Source organism: Kordiimonas marina (genome assembly GCF_023006325.1).
Lineage (GTDB): Bacteria > Pseudomonadota > Alphaproteobacteria > Sphingomonadales > Kordiimonadaceae > Kordiimonas > Kordiimonas marina.
Genome location: NZ_JAINDF010000021.1, coordinates 1 through 472 on the forward strand (window position 1 = coordinate 1; position 472 = coordinate 472).

Annotated in this window: 1 pseudogene; it reads right to left on the reverse strand. The window is 56.1% G+C overall.

The annotated features are described in order from the left end of the window. Window positions 1-406, reverse strand: a pseudogene (locus tag K6118_RS17200) (hypothetical protein); the annotation flags it as partial. Window positions 407-472: the final 66 nt, after the last annotated feature.

Here is a 472-nt window from a genome sequence, read left to right on the forward strand (position 1 = left end):
TGCGCGTCTTCTCAGACTTCGGCTTCGGGCGGGTCGGATACCGGAAAATCTGGTTTGGGAAGCCGCGGACATTGGGGTTGAACTGGCGAAAATACGCCTCCAGCACCGGTGTCGTAGTCTGCACTCCATGACAGATTCTGAAAATATCCGTCCCAAAGCTTGAGAGAAACTGGTTCCGGGAACCGCTTGGAATAAGGTCAATATGATCATCGAATTCAAGCACCACCAGCCAGCCATTCGCCATGGATTGCCTGACCACGGTCCAGCCTTGCTCCCGCTCAAACATCGGGCGCTGAAGGATGAGGACATTGACGGTGCCGTCGCTCACACCCGGAACAACCGACTTCCGGGTATAGGTCCTCATACCGCACCCGAGCGCGGCAAGCGCTTCGTTCGGGTCGTCCACTCGCACAGTCATGTGATCGGGGCTCAGGGCACAGGAAACGATGTTGAAATCGTGGAACACGCTTTT